Here is a 14,640-nt window from a genome sequence, read left to right on the forward strand (position 1 = left end):
TAAGTTGGCTTCCTCAGTCCCCCCTGAACTTAAGTTCAAGCTTTGGGACTGACAAGAAATAAATTATCCAAATAAACGTAGACGCTGCATCGGCTTGCCGCAGGCTACCACAGAGACAATAGAGTTGCCAGTGCGCCCTTGCGGTGACCCGACTTGTACCCCTCCGGGGATCTTGCTACGCGTAGCGTCTCCCCCTGGGAGAAGCAACTGGCGCAACACAGAGGAATAAGGAGAAGAGAGTTTTTTCGCCAGTTTTTTGAGTATTTTTTTATTTGTCAGTCCCTTTGACGTGAAGTTTACACCAATGCACTACTCCGTACTTAATTCCCACTCAACATGGTACTATCAACTATAGGATTACTATTTGATTTTTGAACAACACGTAGGGTGTGTTATCGCCGAGAGTACGGCACCATTTTCAAGGGTTTGGTGCGTTAGACTCAAGTCATAACGCACCCGACAAATACTTAATTTTTTTCAGAAATCAAACCGGATTCCTATATTTGGGCTTTTCTGTTAATGCGTAAGTCGTAATTGCTTCCAAATGAGAACCACGGGCAATCAGCGTCACTGCTCACCGGCTAGCGCCAGTTTTGCCCCTAAATATGCAACATTTGGATGCAATTATATCAATGGGGGCACAGCATTGCTGTGCCCCTACGAATGGTCTGTATTCTATACAATTGAGAAGCGCTATAGACGAAATCAGATAATGGGTATGCTTGACTAGATTGGGTAACTGTAAATATTTTTGTCCATCTACTTAACAGTCTGATTTGAAAACTCTTTTGAATTTTGAATTATTATTGATGCTTTTAGGAAACTTTTTCGAGCTTCTTCTGAGTAAATTTGGATAGCTTGTAACGTTTGAGTACTGAAGGTGCGCCAAGAGTGCCGAGGATGAGTAAGCTCAGGATAGAAGTGGGTTCAGGAACGGTGATTATGGTTGCAGAAAAACTAATGGGTAACTGACTATCTTCCAATCCCAAATTTTCAAAACCTGGTATAAATGGCGGTGCAGAAAAAACCTCTAAATAAGTTGGTGTCGGCAAATAACTAGCAAAAAATGGACTAGAATAGTTCCCTCCCGAAGTGGAATATCCAAAACCGTCAGTTGTTAACTGCTGAGTATTAAGACTAATTAAATTATCAACATTAAAAGGTTCGTTTCCTGGTATTGGAGTCCCGGCGGGTTGCAGACCAGTAATTATTTCACCATTTCGTGTACCAGTAATTCCAGAAATCAGGTAAAAACCTAAATCGTTAGGGGTGTCATTAGTGGTAAGAGTACCCTTCGCCGCTATGCCAGTACCAGAATAATTCCAGTTCCAACTTAAAGCAGAGGCGGTTTGCATTGTCCCGAAAAATAATCCAGATGCGGTGGCGAGGATTGTGGCAGATAATAAAGCTAAATTTTTCATGGAAGTTGATGAGTGCGATCGCGTATCTTCTAGAAGTTTCCCATGTATTATACGGAATCCCCAGTGACTAAAATTTATTGTCCTGGAGTAGAATTTCAAAACGGGAGCAATGCGATTTTGTGAGGTGCTAAAAATTAGGGGTATAAATCACCTGTTTAATAGTGCGATCGCGGTGAAATACCTGTTTTTATTGAGAATCTAGCTATGTAACTGAGAATTAAACCCCGATCTCACTTTTTCGCGTTGCTCCCGTTTACAACCATGTTCTAAAAGCGCTTAAATTAGAACGATAAGATGCATATTTATTGGGGTTTTATGCGATCGCATCACACCGCATAAATCTACAATCAAAATAGCCACAGCCAAACTGGGAGAGTCACCAGCAATAATATCGCCCCAGCAGCTAAGGCTGTAACGGCCAGATCGCGATCGAGATTAAATGTCTCAGCAATTACCAGTGTAGCGAAAGCTGGAGGCATGGCCATTTGTAGGACAATGACTTTTGCGATCGCCCCAGTTAATCCAAACAGTGGTAAAATACTCCCCAATATCAAGGGAACTAGCAGCATTTTGATTCCCAAGCTCATCCCGACTTGTGGTAAACTACCCCAAGATTTGAGCAGCGCCAGTCTCATCCCAATTAACATCAAAGATAAAGCTACACTACTCCAAGCAAACTTTTCCAAGCAAAATTCCGCAACTGTGGGAATTGTCACCTGCCGAAACAGCAAGCCAAATCCGAAACCCCACAGCGCAGGATTAATTAAGATGGCCTTAGCAGTCTGCCAATGATTATGGACACCACCGCCAAAACGCGCTGCTAATAACACACCCAAGCCATAAGTTCCAGGGAATGAACCTAGCAAATCGTAAAATAGCGCCCAAGCAAAGTATTCCTTGCCTACCATTGCTAAGGCAATGGGATAACCAAGATAACCTGTATTACCCAACATTGCTGCTAATATCAAGCTAGCCTGAGTTGATTGTTGAGGGACGGTACTTTTAAAATAGACTTGGGCTTTAATCCCTAACCAAGCTAAAAATGCTCCGAGTAAAATGGCTAGGTAAGCGATTGCAGGTGCAAGCCAAATTTGCCCAGACAAACTAGATTGACGCAAAAACGATACTATGCTTATGGGTACTCCCACCCAAAAAAGAAACTGTCCCAAACGTGTAGGAACTGTCACAGGTAGTTTGCGTCCCAGAATAAAACCTACCAGGACTAATCCTCCCAGCTTGACGTATAGTTCTAAAAGGTTTGTCAAGATTGCGCCTAAAAACCACAGATGTAAAATGCTACCTGTTACGTCTACTTTTGTCCAGTGCAAAATCTGTTATGTCTATCCCACAAAAACAGGAGTTTACCCTTGAATAAGGCAGGGTTTTCTGGAAAACCGCAAAACTCATCGAATGACCTTGGTGATGATATTCCAGTGGCTGTACGCGATACCCCCAATGCCAGACCGAAAATTTGGTTGCAACCCCGAATGGTGCTGATTGGGGGAGTAGTGGGATTTATCCTACTAGCTTTAATTAGCGGTTTTTTGTTTTTCATCACTGCACCCAAAAAAACCGCTAATTCTCAACCTTTACCACCGACTTCGGCTCCTACGACTCCCGCAGCATCTAATAATTCTAACGATACTGTGTTAGGGCATTTTCCATACTCAGAAGCGCCTGAGTCAGAACTAGTAACCATTTCCGCAAATAGGGGCATTAGAATGCGAAAAGCTGCTGCCCAAAAGTTTGAGGAGATGGTAGCAGCAGCGCGGAGGGCAGGTGTAATTTTAGTTCCAATTTCTGGGTTTCGCTCAGTCAAAGACCAGGAGCAGTTGTTTTTTGGTGTCAGTGCCCAGCGAAATCAAACGCCAGCAGAACGAGCTGCCCTCAGCGCTCCTCCTGGTCATAGCGAACATCACACAGGTTACGCTGTGGATATTGGGGACGGATCAGTACCAGCAACTAATCTCCAAACTAACTTTGACCATACCAAGGCTTATCAGTGGATGCAAGCAAATGCCGCGCGTTTCAGCTTTGAAATGTCTTTTCCTAAAGATAATGTTCAAGGTGTGAGTTATGAGCCTTGGCACTGGCGTTTCGTTGGCGATCGCAATAGTTTAGAAATGTTCTACAAAGCCAGAAATTTGAAACCCGCTAAAATACCTCAATAAAAGTTGATCTAGGGATTACTATTTTTGATAAAGGAGTTGCTTGACGATAGCTTATGAATACTATAGTATTCATAAATGACACACAAGATTATTGACTTATTTGCTGGTGCTGGTGGCTTGACAAAAGGGTTTCACATGGCGGGCTTTGAATCTTTATGTGCAATCGATGTAAATACAAAAGCCTTGGCGACCTACAAGCAAAATTACCCAAAAACTAAAATCATTCATCAGGACATACGTCAGGTCAGTCCTGATGACTTACGATTAGCGTTGGGCTTGCGGCGAGAAGCACCAATACTGTTGATTGGCGGCCCCCCGTGTCAGGGATTTTCCAGAAATGTTCCTGCTGGTTATCGCTACCTCAATGATTCCCGTAACCTGCTATATCGAACGTTTTTGGAATTCGTAGAGGAGTTTAGACCCCTTTATGTCGTAATGGAGAACGTGCCCGAAATATTAAAAGCTTATAATGGCGTAATTAGGGAAGAAATAACAGAAAAACTTGAATCATTGGGCTATAAAGTTGTCTCTTCATCATTAAATGCTGCACATTATGGAATACCACAAACGCGAACCAGAGCTTTTTTTCTAGCTAGTCTAGATCACTCACTTCATTTTCCTGAACCAACACATTTTGGTGACATTAGGAGTGACTATAGAACTACAAAATCTTGTAATCAGCTTAATTTGTTACAGGCAAATATTTCTCCAATTGTCACAGTTAGAGATGCCATTGGAGACTTACCACCACTAGATGCAGGACAAGACTATGAGGCTGAAGTTTATCCTTCTGCTCCACAAAGTACATATCAAGGGATGATGCGTCATGAAAGTATAAAAATTGTTAATCATGTTGCTCGTGCTTTAAGTCCAATTCAATTTTCGAGAGTTCGCGCTCTTTCTGAAGGACAAGATGCTAGAGACTTACCTTCTGAATTAGCTCCCAAGAAACACTATAGCGGCGCATACGGGAGACTTTGCTGGGATAAGCCAGCGAGAACTATCACCAGATGGGTCTTCCATCCAGGATCGGGTAGGTTTTTTCATCCAACTCAAGATCGAACAATTACAATACGCGAAGCTGCAAGATTACACTCTTACCCAGATGATTTTCACTTTTTGGGAACATATACTGAGATGGCTTCTCAAATTGGCGAATCTGTACCTCCCCTACTAGGTAAAGCGATCGCTTCATCTATTCTTCAGACCTATCCTCAGAAAACTGCGTATTCATTTGATCTTGCAAAGCAGAGAGAACTGTCTCCACATATCGATCAAGCGTCAAACGAGTTCTTGCAACTGTAATCCGAACCGCCTGTATAGGAATAGTTCTAGCTCGAAAAAGTTGTTTCTGATTTTTGTACCAAACCAATTCTATTTTTCCCGCAACACTTCCCTGTAGTCCAACCCCTGATCCCCCAGTAGTTCTATCTACCGTCCAAGCCCAAGAAAACGTATTTGGGTCAAGAGGATTGAGTGGAAATTCGCAGTAAATATACTCATATCCTTTGATAGTTTTCAGCAATATGCCTTCATAACTATTAATAACGCCCTGTACTGCCTGATTCAAAATAATCTTCTCGTTCCAATGTTGGATAATGGCTGCTCCAAGCTCATTAGGTAAGGATTGCTCAGTTAGACCAGGAAAACCCAGTTGGACAGCCTTCTTGATTACATCTGCTCTCTGAATTACAAAGAAAAATGGATTTGCAATGTTGAGGCTATTTAGTTGCAGGGATTTGAGCGACCAACCAGTTTGAGTTATCAGGTTAACAGCATCATAGAGAAGCTTGCTACGTCCCAGAGCGGGATCTGATAAAGGAATATGCTTAACATAATGAAAAATTGCTTCCCACGTATAATCTTCTATCGAGCCGATGACTGGAGATGCAATGGTAGCAATAATGGCTTGGCTTAATCTTTCAATTTCGTTGTCCGTCAACACTCAGAGATTCCTCTACAGCTTGTAAAAACTCACTCATTGTCAAACCTAAAGCATTAGTAATATGGCTGAGAACTCTAACAGATGGACTTTTTAGCCCTCGCTCAAGCTGGCTGATGTAAGTTCTGTGCAGACCTGTCACTTCTGCAAGATACTCTTGTGACCAACCTTTTTCTGTGCGACGACGCTGTAGTTCTAGTCCTAAAATTTGGTCTAATTTACTGGGCTGCATGAAGAAAAAGCGTAGAATTTTGAATACAAAAGTTCTACAGACTAAAGTATTCAAAATAGCCCGATGAGCGACATAACAAAGATAGTGGCAAACTTCTGCCTTGCGGTACTAATCTCCAGTGCCATGTCCTGAACTCTGAGTTTTAGCTTCTGATGGGTCAGGCTGAGGTTTTTGATACTTACCTGGATACTTGTGCTGAAAATAAGCTTCCAGGACTTGTAAAACCATCGGTCCACAAACAGTACCACCATGCTCGCCAGTATTTTCACCGAAGGCCACAACTACAATTTCCGGCTGATTACTGGGGGCATAAGCACCAAACCAAGTATGATTTGGGCGACCAACACCGGCTTCAGCAGTGCCACTCTTTCCAGAAGCTGGGGGAATTGTCGGCACGTTCAAGCTCTTACCTGTACCCTCACTCACCACCTTCCGCAGTCCGTCGCGGAGAACTTTGATGGTTTCCTGCTTCATATTTAACGATGAGCGCCAACTTTTTGCTTCTTCGTTGTCTTTGAGCAAATGCGGCTGAACTCGATACCCACCATTAGCAGGGACAGAAAACATAATTGCCGATTGTAGGGGTGTCACTTGCAAAGCACCTTGACCAATTGACATATTAATGGTATCGCCTACACTCCAAGGTGTCTTCAAAACTTTCAGCTTCCATGTTTCATCTGGAACCAAACCTTTTGATTCTTCGCCCTGAAATTCAATGCCAGTTTTTTGACCAAACCCGTATTTGCGGCTCCATTCGATTAAAGTTGGACCACCGACTTTTCTCCCAACTTGATAGAAGAAAGTATCACTACTCATAGCGATCGCTCTGGGAAATCCCAATGGTCCGAATCCGGCGTGGTTCCACTCACCAAATGTCACCCCACCAACAGTCAGGGAACCAAAGGTCTGTAATACTGAGTCAGGAGAAAATTTACCTGATTCCAGTCCGGCTGTTGTAGTGACAATTTTAAAGGTACTGGCGGGGGGAAAGGCACTCAAAACACGATTGACCAAGGGATGATCTTTACCTTGCAGATTTTCCCAATCTTTCTGGGAAAGTTTTTGTTTGGAGAAGATATTTGGGTCAAAGGTGGGGTAAGATACCATTGCTAAAACCGCACCATTCTTCGGATCAATTGCGACGATCGCACCTCGATGATTTCCCAAAGCTTTTTCGGCTGCTTTTTGCACATCTAAATCTATAGTCAGGTGTAAATCGTTACCAGATTTTGCCTGTTTCTCTCCCAAAACCCGGATTGGTCTACCCGCACCATCTACTTCCACCTGCTGACCGCCCCATTCGCCCCGTAGCACTTTCTCATAAGCTTTTTCCACCCCCATCTGACCGATTACATCTCCCAGTCGGTAGCCTTGCTCCTTCTTGTCTTTTAACTGGTCGGCGGTCAACTCCCTTGTATAACCTAATACGTGCGCCAATTCCTTGCCGTGGGGATAATAACGTACCGAATCTGTATTGATTTCCACTTCTGGGAGTTCATTTTTATATTCCTTTAATGCGGTGATTTCTGCTTCATTGAGATCGCGAGCAATGCGGATGAGTGAAGAAGAATTAGCACCTGCTTGGTCTAATTTCTTTTCCATCTCATCTTGCGGAATGTTGAGAATTTGCGCTAGACGCGGGCCGACTACAGACCAGGAAGGCTTAGTATGTGCCATCGGCCACAAATATACAGAGCTGGGATAGCGAGTAGTGGCTAAAAGTTTGCCATTTCGGTCAAAAATATTGCCCCGTTCCGGTTGTTTAAGAATCATCCGAATTCGGTTCGCTTCGGCTCGTTCCCGGAGTTTTGACCCTTCAACAATTTGCAAATATGCCAAACGCGCCCCAATACCAGAGGTCATTAATAGGGTAAATACGATTAAAAATATTGATTGGAAACCACGTCCAACGGTACGTGTATCTTTTTTGCCGCCAAGTGATGGAAATAAAGACATAAGTATCAATTAAAAATTCAAAATGAATAAACGCAATTCTAGCTAGCACGACACGGCGTAAATAAAGCAACCATTTTAAATAGCCAGAAAGCCTACAAAATAAGCATTCTTTCTTTTTACTTTTGCCTTTTTACTTTTGCCTTCTTGTACTAGCCTATTTTAATGCTTGTTAGCTGAATCCAAGAATACCTAAGTACTAGCACAAGTATATACATTTACCGTCATTTGACACCCAGTACTGGGGATGAAAGAATCGGGCGAGTATATTCTTGAACAATTGTTTTTGGCGGATACAATAAACCAAAGTGTCAAATCTAGTCTGCCCAATAGACTACATCAATTGACAAAATAACTTAAGATCGCGGCATTATACTGAGGATTATGGCTCAAATTTCCATGCAGAATCAGAGGGGGATAACAAATTTTCAGCCACTTGATGTTGAACTGCGTAATGTGTTCAAGTTTTTTAATCAAGAACCAGCAGTACATGGAATCGATTTGGATGTCAGACAAGGAGAATTTTTTAGTATTTTAGGCCCCTCCGGTTGTGGTAAAACAACAACACTGCGCTTAATTGCTGGGTTTGAAATTGCTGACGCTGGCAAGGTGTTGATTCAGGGTCAGTCTATGACTAATGTGCCGCCTTACCGCCGACCCGTCAATACTGTATTTCAAAGTTACGCTTTATTTAACCACCTGAATGTCTGGGATAACATCGCCTTTGGACTGAGGTTAAAAAAAATACGCAAATCGGAAATTGAAAGTAGAGTCGAAGAAGCTTTAAAACTCGTGAAAATGGAAAGTTTGCGATCGCGTTTTCCCAATCAACTTTCTGGTGGACAACAGCAACGAGTCGCCTTAGCCAGGGCTTTAGTCAACCGTCCCACCGTCGTACTACTGGATGAACCTTTAGGGGCGTTAGATTTAAAACTGCGTAAGGAAATGCAGGTTGAGTTATCAAATTTACACAAAGATTTGGGATTGACCTTTGTGATGGTGACGCACGATCAGGAAGAAGCATTGTCTTTGAGCGATCGCATTGCTGTGATGAATCAAGGCAAAATTGAACAAGTTGGTACTCCCAGCCAAATTTACGAACGTCCCCAGACATCTTTTGTTGCTGATTTTATTGGCGATACTAATTTATTCAGTGGTGAAATCGTCGGGGTAGACTCTTCTAATGTGCAAATTTCGACAAAAACAGGACTTTCAATTGTCATTAGCCGCGCCGAAGATACACCAACTGAATTATCGCAAGCGGTAGTAGTCAGTGTGCGCCCAGAAAAAATACAGCTTTCACTTTATCCACCCAATTTACCAGCTAATTGTTTTGAAGGGCGGCTTGTAAACGTTATGTATTTAGGCACACACGTTAATTATGTTGTGGAATTAACAAATGGCATTAGCATCAATGTGTTGCAACCTAATACCATTGGCGCTTTACCAGACCGCGACACGCCTATCTACGCTTGGTGGGCAGAAAATGATTGTTTAGCTATTACTCAATAATAATTACGAATTATTAAAACAGTCTGCCTTAATTGGTAAGAGAATTACAAATTCAGTCCCCTCACCTGGTAGGGAATCCACTTGAATTGAACCACTGTGTTTATCGACCACAATCTGACGGGCGATCGCTAATCCTAAACCCGTCCCTTTTCCGACAGCTTTCGTAGTAAACAAATGGTCAAATATCTTTTGTTTAACTTCTTCATTCATCCCATTAGCATTATCTGCAATTGTTATTTGAACATGATTATCTTTCAATGAAGTTTGGATTGTAATCTTCTGAGGATTCTCTTTAATTTTTCCAAAACTTTGCCCAGTACTCGACTCATCTAAGGCATCAATGGCATTGGCTAAGATGTTCATAAATACTTGATTTAATTGTCCAGGAAAACATTCAACTTTGGGCAAATTACTATACTCAGTTATTACTTCAATTGCTGGACGTTGTTCGTTTGCTTTGAGGCGATGTTTAAGAATTAAAATTGTACTGTCAATACCTTCGTGAATATTAAATGGCACTTTGTAATCTTTATCTGCACGGGAGAAAGTTCTTAAACTAGTGCTGATATTTTTGAGGCGATCGCACGCCATCACCATTGCATCAATTACCTTGGGTAAATCTTCTAAGCTATAATCTAAGTCAATTTCTTGGGCATGGTCAATAATTTCATCACCCGGATTGGGTAGAATTTCTTGATATAGCTTCAAGTGTTCAACAACATCAGCAATAGTGGGTTTAGCTTGTTTGAGACTCGCTGCAATAAAGCCCAAAGGATTATTCATTTCATGGGCTACCCCAGCAACTAAATTACCTAGTGCAGACATTTTCTCACTTTGGACGATTTGTAATTGGGCTTGTTGTAAATCTTCTAAGGCCGTTCCCAGTGCTTGAGATTTTTCTGTTACCAGTGACTCAGCTTGTTTGCGATCGCTAATATTAATAGTTGTCCCAACTACGCGATAAACTTTGCCCGTCTCATCTTTTAATGGACTGAGTGTGGTTAACAACCAAATTTTCTGGTCATTCAATGTTAGACATTCTTCATAGGTGATGGGTATTCCGGTTTGGAAACAATGCAGATATTTTTGCTCGATTGCTGCAACTTCATCAGGAGCTATTAATTCTTGCGGACTTTTACCCAGGACTTCCGAAGCAGGTATACCAATCGCTACTTCGCACGATTTACTCCATCCTGTGTACTCATACCTACCATTATCACGGATATCAGTCACAAAGATTAGACAACCAACACCTTCGTAAATACTACTTAGGAATTTTTCTCGCTCCTGGAGATGATTATATAATTGGGCATTTTCCAAAGAAATTGCGGCTTGAGTACAGAAGAAATTTATAACAGAAAGGCGATCGCTAGTAAATACCCCTTGAGTCAGTTGATTTTCTAGATAAAGAATCGCCACCAAATGCCCTTGATTAATAATCGGGGTACATAATACACTCTGGGGTTGTGTTCGGTGCATATATTGCCCAACTAACCCAATAATATCTGTTTGGCAATTGTCTATCACAACTGTTTGCTTGGTATTTTTGACGTAATTGATAACTTTTACGGGAATATCTTGACAATCGTCAAGTGATTGCGTGTCAAGAATGGTTTGTATTTTCTCATCAGCAATAAAGGTAATTGCTCGGACTTGCCAAGTATCATCTTGGGGAAGCAGTAGTACACATTTTTTCGCGCCAGAGTTTTCTAGGATAATGCGGGTGAGGCTGGCTATAAGTTGATCTAATTCTAGAGAACTGGAGATAGCTTGAGCGGCTTTGAGGACAGAGGTAAAGTCTAGTGTATCGGAAATACTGGTGCTGCCAATGGTAGAAGTGCGAGTGGATGAGGAAGTGCCAGAAAAAGCGATAGTTTCTAGAGGATTGAAGTTAATTTGTCGCTGTTGCAGAATTGGTTGCAGTAGTTGAGGATAGCGCTTTTCTAAGTCTTCTATTTTGGCTTTTGCACCCCAATGAGCATAACAATAGTATGCTTCTTGCATATATGCTTGGGCGACTTTTTCTTTACCCCAGTCGAGGTAGAATTTGGCTGCTAGTTCGTTAGCTAGGGCTTCTTCTTGGAGATATTGGTTTTCTTGAGCCAGTTTAATAGCAAGATCATAAAGTTCCATTGCATCTGTTTTCTGTCCGAAAACGCGATATTTTTCGGCTTCGACCAAAGAATATTTATGCTGGAAGTTCATGGGAGCATGATATGTCCATTGTTTCAGTTTTTGCTGATTCACAAGGACTCGATGGTGCAATCCTTCTCGTTCTTCCTCACAAGTCTGAGGTAAGACAGCAAGCTGGGTCAGTGAATCATAAAAATGAAAAATTGCTACCATGAAACAGCCAGCCACCCCATCTAAATATTGTTGAGCGTAGTCTGCCACAGCAATAGCTTCATGCCATTCTTGGAACAGGTAGCAAAGGATCAATTTATTGATGTACAGCGTACCGATGGCGTAAAGATCGTTGGCCGTTTGGTGCAAGGGCAGCATTGCGGCTTCATTATAGACTACGCCTTGAAATTGCCAAGGCAGATGACTTTGACCTGCTGAAGTTGACCCTAAATTTAAAGTAGATTGATAGAAAATATTCAGATAGTTGTAAGCAACTTCCTGCTTAAGTTGAGCCAATGCTTGACTATAAGCTGCCATTTCTTGTTCTAAAGCAGTTAGTTCTTTGCCTAAGAAAAAGGATAGGGAACAGTAATTGTAAGCACAGTAAGCTGCATATTCTAAAGCACCCATCTCCAAACCACTGTGATATCCCTCCAGCAGAGGAACAAGAGACATTTTAACTGGATATTTCCACGGCTTTACAAACGGATACACCATGTTAATCGTGCTAGCTTTGAATTCCTGACTCCGAGATTTTGCCAGGAGATCCAACGCCAATTGACCTGCCTGATTCCCTAACTCGATTTCGCCAGTGATACAAAGAATCACGCCATACCAAGCATAGGCCAGCGTCGATACAGTCGCATTGCCTTGTTGAATCGATAAGCAAACCTGTTTGCACACTATCATTGGCAAGAGAGGCGGAACTGCTTGATAGACTGCTGCTGTAACTGCTGCCAGAATTCGGATTACTGCTAGGGCTTCAGGATCGAGCATTTCCGGCAATTTCAGCAATTCTTCTAGTTGTTTTCCGTTCAAAAGTAACTGGGTTTCTTGTAAACTTTGATTAATCTCTGCTGGGCTAGGCTGGGTTGGGAAGACAATTCCAAATAATTCCAGAACTGTGAGAGCAGTTTTAATCGCTTCGGGTTGCTGGCTCTGCGCCACGTAGGCCAGAATTTTTACTTCGTAGACTTTAATGGTGTTTAGCAAGTTTTGGGCATTGTGCAACACAGCATCCACAAGTTGCTCCATTAACTCAAAATTACCACTCAGACAAGCAACTTCGGCAGCTAACTCATGTAAAGCCAAGGTCATTTCATAACAATGTTGCCAGCCTTCAATAGTTAGCAGTTGAATACCTCGGTTTAAATACTGCATTGCTGCTACATAAGCGGTTGAAGATTTTGCCTTTTGTCCAGCCGCAAAATTGAGCATTGCTAGTTCGTAGCGCTCAGTTTGAGTAGTCATTAATGCTGCTCCCTGATTCAACTGGTTAACAATTTCAAACAGTTTCTCGTCTCGCTCATCTTCGGATATGGCACTGAGTAACCGTTGTCCAATTTTGAGGTGCGTCAGTTGTTTTTGGTTTTCCGAAATCAGGGAATAGGCAGCTTGTTGTACTCGATCATGTAAAAATCTATATTTAGCTAATTGTTTATTGTTACTTTCATTTTTACTAGCTAATTTATCATTACTTTTTCCTTGATAAAGCTTATAAATATCACTAATTGGTAAAACCAACCCTTCTTGTAAAGCCTTCCATAAATCAGCAGCGATCTCGGTTTCAAGTTGTTCTGCAACAATGGCTAAAGTTGCTAAATCAAACTGATTGCCAATACAAGCTGCTAACTGCAATACATTTTGAGTTGATGATGACAATTTTTGTAACTGTAAACCCATAAAGGCAACAACATCATCTGTAATCGATTGTTCATTAACTTGTGCAATATCACACTGCCAAGACCCTAACTCGAAGTTAAATTGAATGGCATCCTCTTGATATAATGCTTTGAGGAACTGTGTAGCAAAAAACGGATTACCTTGAGTTTTCTGAAATACCAATTGAGAAAGAGGTGATGCCAAATTTGCTGTACATTTAAGTGTGTCAGCAACCAATTGATTCACTTGCCCTTGACTAAGTGGTGCTAAAGTAATCGTATTAATCGTGGCTGCTGTTTTTTGGATATCATTCAAAGTCAACATTAACGGATGTGCTGGCTTGACTTCGTTATCACGATAGGCACCAATTAAGAAAAGATATTTTGTATCAGCCATTAATAACTGTATTAACATCAGCGATGCCGAATCAGCCCATTGCAAATCATCTAAAAACATCACTAATGGATGTTTATCACTGGTAAAGACCTGAGTAAATTTCTGGAATAATAAATTAAATCGTTTTTGTGCCGCCGTTCCTGATAATTCTGGCGCTGATGGTTGTTTACCAATAATTCTTTCTAATTCAGGAATTACTTCAATAATTACCTGTCCATTATCACCTAGAGCCGCTAAAATATTGGTTTTAAATTGCTGGATTTGAATATCACTTTCTGTTAATAATTGCCCGATTAAATCTCGGAAGGCTTGCACAAATGCCGAGAAGGGAATATTCCGTTGAAATTGGTCATATTTCCCTTTGATAAAATAACCGCGTTGTTTGACAATTGGTTTATGAACTTCGTTAACTATAACGGTTTTACCAATTCCCGAAAAACCAGCTACCAGCATCATTTCTGTCGCACCAAGGCTAACTCTTTCAAATGCTTGCAGTAGGGTTGATACTTCTGATTCTCTTCCATAAAGTTTGTCGGGGATAATAAAGCGATCGCACACATCCCTTTGTGCAATTGGGAAACTCTTAATTTCACCAGTTTCTTGGAGTTGAGATAAACAATTTTCTAAATCAAATTTTAGCCCTAATGCACTCTGATAGCGGTTTTCAGCATTTTTCGCCATCAATTTCATCACGATGTCACAGAGAACTTGGGGAATCTCTTCTCTATCCCCTAACATTGGTGGAAGTTTTGCTAAATGACAATGTACCAACTCCATCGGATCGTTTGATTGAAATGGTAACTTTCCTGTGAGCAGTTCGTAGAAAGTGACACCTAAAGAATAAAAGTCAGTACGGTAGTCAATCCCCCGATTCATTCTTCCTGTTTGTTCTGGAGAAATATAAGCGAGTGTACCTTCTAATACATTGGGATTGATTAGTGTTTGAGTTTCCCGTGGTAGTAGGGATGCAATACTGAAGTCAATTAATTTGACTTCTTTTGTTTTGGG

The 14,640-nt window shown here is 41.5% G+C and carries 9 protein-coding genes; 3 read left to right on the plus strand and 6 right to left on the minus strand.

Features of this window, described 5'->3' with window-relative positions; translation table 11 throughout:
- Window positions 1-815: 815 nt before the first annotated feature.
- Both V7K97_RS28370 and V7K97_RS28375 read right to left on the minus strand, forming a co-directional pair.
- Window positions 816-1,421 carry a PEP-CTERM sorting domain-containing protein gene (locus tag V7K97_RS28370; RefSeq protein ID WP_334804308.1) on the minus strand — a complete coding sequence of 202 codons (606 nt, stop codon included), beginning with the start codon at window positions 1,419-1,421 and terminating at the stop codon, window positions 816-818.
- Between the two features lie 347 nt (window positions 1,422-1,768).
- Window positions 1,769-2,686 carry an AEC family transporter gene (locus V7K97_RS28375; RefSeq protein ID WP_334804316.1) on the minus strand — a complete coding sequence of 306 codons (918 nt, stop codon included), beginning with the start codon at window positions 2,684-2,686 and terminating at the stop codon, window positions 1,769-1,771.
- Between the two features lie 102 nt (window positions 2,687-2,788).
- Between V7K97_RS28375 and V7K97_RS28380 the strand changes: the two genes are divergently transcribed.
- Window positions 2,789-3,592: a M15 family metallopeptidase gene (locus V7K97_RS28380; RefSeq protein WP_334804309.1), complete on the plus strand. Its 804-nt coding sequence runs from the start codon at window positions 2,789-2,791 to the stop codon at window positions 3,590-3,592.
- 75 nt (window positions 3,593-3,667) lie between these two features.
- A complete protein-coding gene (locus V7K97_RS28385; protein ID WP_334804310.1) occupies window positions 3,668-4,897 on the plus strand; it encodes a DNA cytosine methyltransferase in 1,230 nt (409 codons plus the stop codon).
- Here the strand turns inward: V7K97_RS28385 and V7K97_RS28390 are convergent.
- The 3 genes from V7K97_RS28390 to mrdA all read right to left on the minus strand — a co-directional run bounded on the left by V7K97_RS28390 (window position 4,788) and on the right by mrdA (window position 7,722).
- Window positions 4,788-5,537, minus strand: a complete 750-nt coding sequence (locus V7K97_RS28390) for a hypothetical protein (RefSeq protein ID WP_334804311.1) — start codon at window positions 5,535-5,537, stop codon at window positions 4,788-4,790. The genes V7K97_RS28385 and V7K97_RS28390 overlap by 110 nt on opposite strands.
- On the minus strand, window positions 5,515-5,766 hold the full coding sequence (locus V7K97_RS28395; RefSeq protein WP_334804312.1) for a helix-turn-helix domain-containing protein: 252 nt from the start codon (window positions 5,764-5,766) through the stop codon (window positions 5,515-5,517). Before V7K97_RS28395 ends, V7K97_RS28390 begins: the two co-directional genes overlap by 23 nt.
- 108 nt (window positions 5,767-5,874) lie before the next feature.
- Entirely contained in the window at window positions 5,875-7,722 is a 1,848-nt protein-coding gene (gene mrdA, locus V7K97_RS28400; protein ID WP_334804313.1) for a penicillin-binding protein 2, read from the minus strand.
- Between the two features lie 381 nt (window positions 7,723-8,103).
- Here mrdA and V7K97_RS28405 point away from each other — a divergent pair, with 381 nt between their 5' ends.
- Window positions 8,104-9,231 (plus strand): ABC transporter ATP-binding protein, encoded by a 1,128-nt coding sequence (locus V7K97_RS28405; RefSeq protein ID WP_334804314.1) that lies wholly within the window; start codon window positions 8,104-8,106, stop codon window positions 9,229-9,231.
- A gap of 3 nt (window positions 9,232-9,234) precedes the next feature.
- Here the strand turns inward: V7K97_RS28405 and V7K97_RS28410 are convergent.
- On the minus strand, window positions 9,235-14,640 hold a 5,406-nt coding region (locus V7K97_RS28410; protein ID WP_334804315.1), incomplete at its 5' end, for an AAA family ATPase.

It is taken from the genome of Nostoc sp., assembly GCF_036917815.1.
Lineage (GTDB): Bacteria > Cyanobacteriota > Cyanobacteriia > Cyanobacteriales > Nostocaceae > Nostoc.